The following is a 4668-nucleotide window of genomic DNA, read 5'->3' on the forward strand; positions in this document are numbered from 1 at the left end:
TTCCAATGGGCAGACTCTACATCAGATCGAGGGATCTTTCGGGGGGCAGGTCACGACAGATCGACAAATCGGCGTGTCATTGATTAGTTGGCCTCTATCTGGCGCGGCGCACAAAGGGAGATGTGCCGCAATCGGATCGCGTACAAGCGATGGCCCGCTGCCTTCGCCTCTGCTCTCCTCAAACCCGAACGCCTCTCCGTGTGCGCCACTTGGCGCACTGTCGGTGCTAAACTGAGAGGCGTGCGATGGAAATGCGATTGATACGATTAGGAGCTATTGATGGCGCCGATTTAAGTCTCAGATTCTGCCGATTTGTGCTCGTCACCAGGCATCCATAAGCAAGCGATAAACATCGCGGCGACGGGCTGACCGGAGGCAATAAGGGCTGACATGGCGATCGTTCTACAGACTGATTTCGCATGGCCGGATGTTTCCCTCGAGCGTGCCATTGTCGAGGCGGCCGGGCATGAACTCGTGGTCGGGCCATCCGTGCCGCTTCCTGCCGAAGGTATCGAAGCGCTCGTTCGTGCGCATGATCCTGCGGCGATCATGACCTGCTGGGCACAGGTTTCCGCAGAGGCCATTGCTGCTCCGCGCGCGCTGAAAATCGTTCAGCGGATCGGCGTCGGTCTCGACAATATCGCGGTCGCCGCAGCATCGGCGCGCGGCGCCTGGGTCGCTAACGTGCCGGACTATTGTACATCCGAAGTGGCTGATCACGCGGTCGCGTTGTTGCTGGATTGGGCGCGGGGGACGGCGGCGTATGATGCCGATGTCAAACGTGGTGAATGGAACCCGGCAAAGGCCACGCTTCGGCGTGTTTCCGATCTGACCGTCGGAATATTCGGGGTTGGCCGGATCGGATCGGCAACAACACAGCGGCTGGCCGCCTTCGGTTGCACCTTGCTCGGCCATAGCCGCCAGCCGCGGCCCACATCATCCCTTGCATTCGTGACATTCGATGAACTTCTTGAGCGCTCCGACGCTGTCATTATTCACGCGCCGCTGACAGACGAGACAAGGCAACTCTTCGATGCCGAAACCCTCGCCAAAATGAAGCGAGGTGCCTTTCTCATCAACGTCAGCCGCGGCCAGATCATCGACAATGACGCGCTGCTGGCTGCAATTGTCGACGGACGCCTTTCGGGCGCGGGTCTCGATGTTATTGATGGCGAGCCCAATCCGCCACGATCCCTGGTCGAACGGAGGGACGTCATCGTGACGCCGCATATCGCGTTTTCTTCGGGTGCCTCGCTGGACGAACTGCGCCGCCGTGCTGCGGAAGAAGTGGTTCGTGTGCTGGCCGGAGAGCGGCCACATTTCCCCTGCAACCATCCGGATAATTCATGACCTGCATTTCCAGCATCTTCGCCCGGCAGATTCTCGATAGCCGGGGGCGTCCAACTGTGGAGGCAGACATCACGCTCGACAGCGGAGCGTGCGGACGCGCCTCGGTGCCTTCGGGCGCTTCGACGGGCAAGGCGGAAGCTTTGGAATTGCGCGATGGCGGCGAGGCATGGAGCGGCCTTGGCACATCGCGCGCAGTTGCCAATGTTCGGGACATAATCGCACCTGCTCTCATCGGGCGGGATATAGGCGATCAGGCCGGGCTCGACGCCGCGATGCGCGAACTTGATGGCACGGACAATCTTGCACGGCTTGGAGCGAACGCAACGCTTGCAGTCAGCCTTGCTGCCGTGCGTGCGAGTGCGGCTGCTGCTAATCAGCCGCTGTTTCGCCGAATTGCAGATCTTGCAGGCACCGCGCCGACCATGCCCATGCCGATGGTCAATATCCTGTCGGGCGGACTTCATGCAGGGCGGGGGATGGATGTTCAGGACTTCCTCATGATCCCGATCGGTGCAACCAGTTATGCGCAGGCGCTCGACTGGGTCTGTCGGGTGCGCTTAAGCGCCACGACCTTGTGCGTGGAGCGTGGAATCACGACGTTGCTAGCGGACGAAGGCGGGTTGTCCCCCGGGTTCGCGGCGTCTGAAGACGCGCTTGACCTCATGGTGAATGCGTTTGTCGCAGCCGGGCTGGAGCCGGGGCGGGATGCAGTTATCGCGCTCGATATCGCGTCATCGTCACTGATCGGCGCCAATGGCCTCTATCGCTTCGAGCGGCTGGGGCGTGATCTTGATCCAGCAGCTATGATCGACATGCAGACCGAATGGGTGGAACGTTATCCCATCGTGTCCATCGAGGATGGTTTGGGCGAGGAGGACTGGGGGCATTGGCCCGCGATGACGGCGCGCCTGAACCGGATACAGCTGGTCGGCGACGACCTCTTTGCAACCCAGCCGGTGCGGATCGAGCGCGGTGTTGCAAGCGCTGCGGCCAATGCTGCGCTGATCAAGGTCAATCAGAACGGCACGTTTTCGGGCACACTCGATGCCATCGCTGCGGCCCGCAAAGGCGGTTATGCAACGGTGATCTCAGCACGATCAGGGGAGACAGAAGACGATTTCCTCGCCGATTTTGCCGTCGGGGTTGCTGGCGGACAGATCAAGATCGGCTCAGTCCGCAATTCTGAGCGACTGGCCAAATACAACCAGCTTTTGCGGCTTGAGGAGGCAGAGCTGGCTTGGTGCGGCAAAAGCGGAATCGCGCCGCTGTGACGGCGCGCGAAGCAGCCTTGGATGACTTTCTGATCGATGCCGGGCTGGTGGAGCCGGGGCAGGTGGCAACTTGGACGCCGCTGACCGGCGGTGTGTCGTCAGACATCTGGCGCGTAGATACGGGGACACGCCAATTCTGTGTCAAACGCGCGCTGGCAACGCTGAAAGTTGCGGCAGAGTGGCATGTGTCGACAGATCGCAATGCCTTTGAATGGGCCTACATGGAGCGGGTCATGCAGATCGCGCCAGGGCATGTGCCGCAGCCGATCGCGCACGACCCTGCGCGAGGCCTGTTTGCCATGGCCTGGCTTGAACCCACAAACCACCGGCTGTGGAAGGATGACCTGCTGGCCGGTCATGTCGATGTAAAGGCTGCGGCTGCGGTGGGGCGGGTGCTCGGCCGCATTCACGCAGCAACCTCGTCGATGCCCGATCTCGCCAGTCAATTTGCTACAGATGATATGTTCCATGCCTTGCGCATTGATGCCTATCTGCTGGCCACAGCGCGAGCGCATCCTGATATTGCTCCGAGTTTCGAAGCGGCGGCAGCGCTTACCGAGGCTACCAAGCTTGTGCTGGTGCATGGCGATGTCAGCCCCAAGAACATCATGTTGGGTACCGGCGGACCAGTCCTCCTCGATAGCGAATGCGCTTGGTGGGGCGATCCGGCATTCGATCTGGCCTTCTGCCTCAACCATCTGCTGATCAAGGCGCGAGTCGTCTCAGGCGCAGGCGAAGCCCTCGCGGCATGTTTCACCGCACTGTTTGATGGCTACCGCCCGAGCATCACTTGGGAAGACCCGGTTTGCCTGGAAACTCGCGCAGCAACGCTGCTGCCAATGCTTGCGCTGGCCCGGGTGGATGGCAAATCGCCGGTCGAATATCTTGACGAGAACACGCGTCAGGCTTTGCGCAAGGCAGCGCGCGGTGCGATCGGGCACGGTGCTACCCGTTTGGCAGACGCAGCCGCAGTTTTGCTCGGTTAGTTGGTCTTGGATTCGAGGCGGCACACGGTCCGCTGAACGCCCAGCAACCCCTCGCATTCAGCTTCCATCACGTCACCTTCGCGCAAAAATCTATTGTAATGCGTGCCATTGCCAGAGGGACTGCCGGTCATGATGATGTCACCCGCTTCAAGCTGCGCATGGGCTGACATGAACTCGATCAACCGGGCCACTCCAAAGATCATGTCATCAGTGCTCTCGTCCTGCATCGTCTTGCCGTTAAGCTTCAGCCGCAAATGCAGCTTCTGCGGGTCAGCGACAAAGCGCGCCGGTGTGATGTACGGGCCAATGATCTTGAAACCGGGCGCGGATTTGCTGGATACCCAGTCCATCCCCATTTGGGGAATGTCCGGTCGATCAACCAGTTCGCGAGCGGTGATATCGTTGGCGATGGTGTAGCCTGCCACGTGTTCCATGGCGGTATCGCGCGAGACACGCCGACAAGCCTTGCCGATCACGACGGCCATTTCAATTTCCCAATCCGGTTCGCTTTGGTCGTGCGGCACCACCAGTTCATCGAACGGCCCGGCGATGGCACTGCGCAGCGCAACAAAGGCGAAGGGCTTGCCGTCGCGCGCACGCCTGTCCATGAGGGCGATGCCATGGGCCAGGCGGTCTTCCCTATTCAGGTGAACGGTGCCGCCTGCACCCTTGTCGACGATCAGCTCGATGACGTGTCGCCGATAGTTTGCGCCGGCGCCGAGGAGATTTTCCGGTCGATAAGGCAGATGGACAGTCAATTCTGTGATCGGCTGCCAGCGCGATAGGTCTATTGTTTCCATCGCCGCATCAATCAGCTTTGACCAGCGCGGCCAGTCCTGAAATAGTGCTAGAAGGTCGCTAGGGGCCGTATCGAGCAATCCTGCGAGCGGCAACACAGCATCAGCGCAGATCACCCCGGGCCAGGGAGCATCTGCTCCTACTGAAAATGTGCCAAGTCCATACATCGCTGACATGTGCGGCTCCTCGCTTGCGAATTGGTCTGCCTGCTATGCTTCCTGCGAAGCGAATTGGCTGGCCCAGCCCGAAGCCCATGCACCGGC

At 60.5% G+C, this 4668-nt stretch carries 4 protein-coding genes; 3 read left to right on the forward strand and 1 reads right to left on the reverse strand.

Annotation, left to right across the window (positions count from 1 at the left end):
- Positions 1-390: 390 nt before the first annotated feature.
- From WCL10_RS20385 to WCL10_RS20395, 3 genes are read left to right on the forward strand one after another with little or no spacing between them, the layout of a single operon-like run.
- On the forward strand, positions 391-1350 hold the full coding sequence (locus tag WCL10_RS20385; RefSeq protein ID WP_336897477.1) for a C-terminal binding protein: 960 nt from the start codon (positions 391-393) through the stop codon (positions 1348-1350).
- Positions 1347-2621 carry a phosphopyruvate hydratase gene (gene eno / locus WCL10_RS20390; RefSeq protein ID WP_336897478.1) on the forward strand — a complete coding sequence of 425 codons (1275 nt, stop codon included), beginning with the start codon at positions 1347-1349 and terminating at the stop codon, positions 2619-2621. Before WCL10_RS20385 ends, eno begins: the two co-directional genes overlap by 4 nt.
- A complete protein-coding gene (locus WCL10_RS20395) occupies positions 2618-3607 on the forward strand; it encodes an aminoglycoside phosphotransferase family protein (protein WP_336897479.1) in 990 nt (329 codons plus the stop codon). The genes eno and WCL10_RS20395 overlap by 4 nt, the downstream gene beginning before the upstream one ends.
- Here WCL10_RS20395 and WCL10_RS20400 read toward each other — a convergent pair.
- Positions 3604-4581: a fumarylacetoacetate hydrolase family protein gene (locus WCL10_RS20400; protein WP_336897480.1), complete on the reverse strand. Its 978-nt coding sequence runs from the start codon at positions 4579-4581 to the stop codon at positions 3604-3606. The two genes, WCL10_RS20395 and WCL10_RS20400, sit on opposite strands and share 4 nt — an antisense overlap.
- Positions 4582-4668 lie beyond the last annotated feature (87 nt).

This window comes from Novosphingobium sp. (assembly GCF_037133355.1).
GTDB lineage: Bacteria > Pseudomonadota > Alphaproteobacteria > Sphingomonadales > Sphingomonadaceae > Novosphingobium.

Coding starts and splice junctions, on each gene's coding strand:
- eno (WP_336897478.1), top strand. CDS start 1,347: ATGACCTGCATTTCCAGCATCTTCGCCCGGCAGATTCTCGATAGCCGG.
- WCL10_RS20400 (WP_336897480.1), bottom strand. CDS start 4,581: ATGTCAGCGATGTATGGACTTGGCACATTTTCAGTAGGAGCAGATGCT.
- WCL10_RS20385 (WP_336897477.1), top strand. CDS start 391: ATGGCGATCGTTCTACAGACTGATTTCGCATGGCCGGATGTTTCCCTC.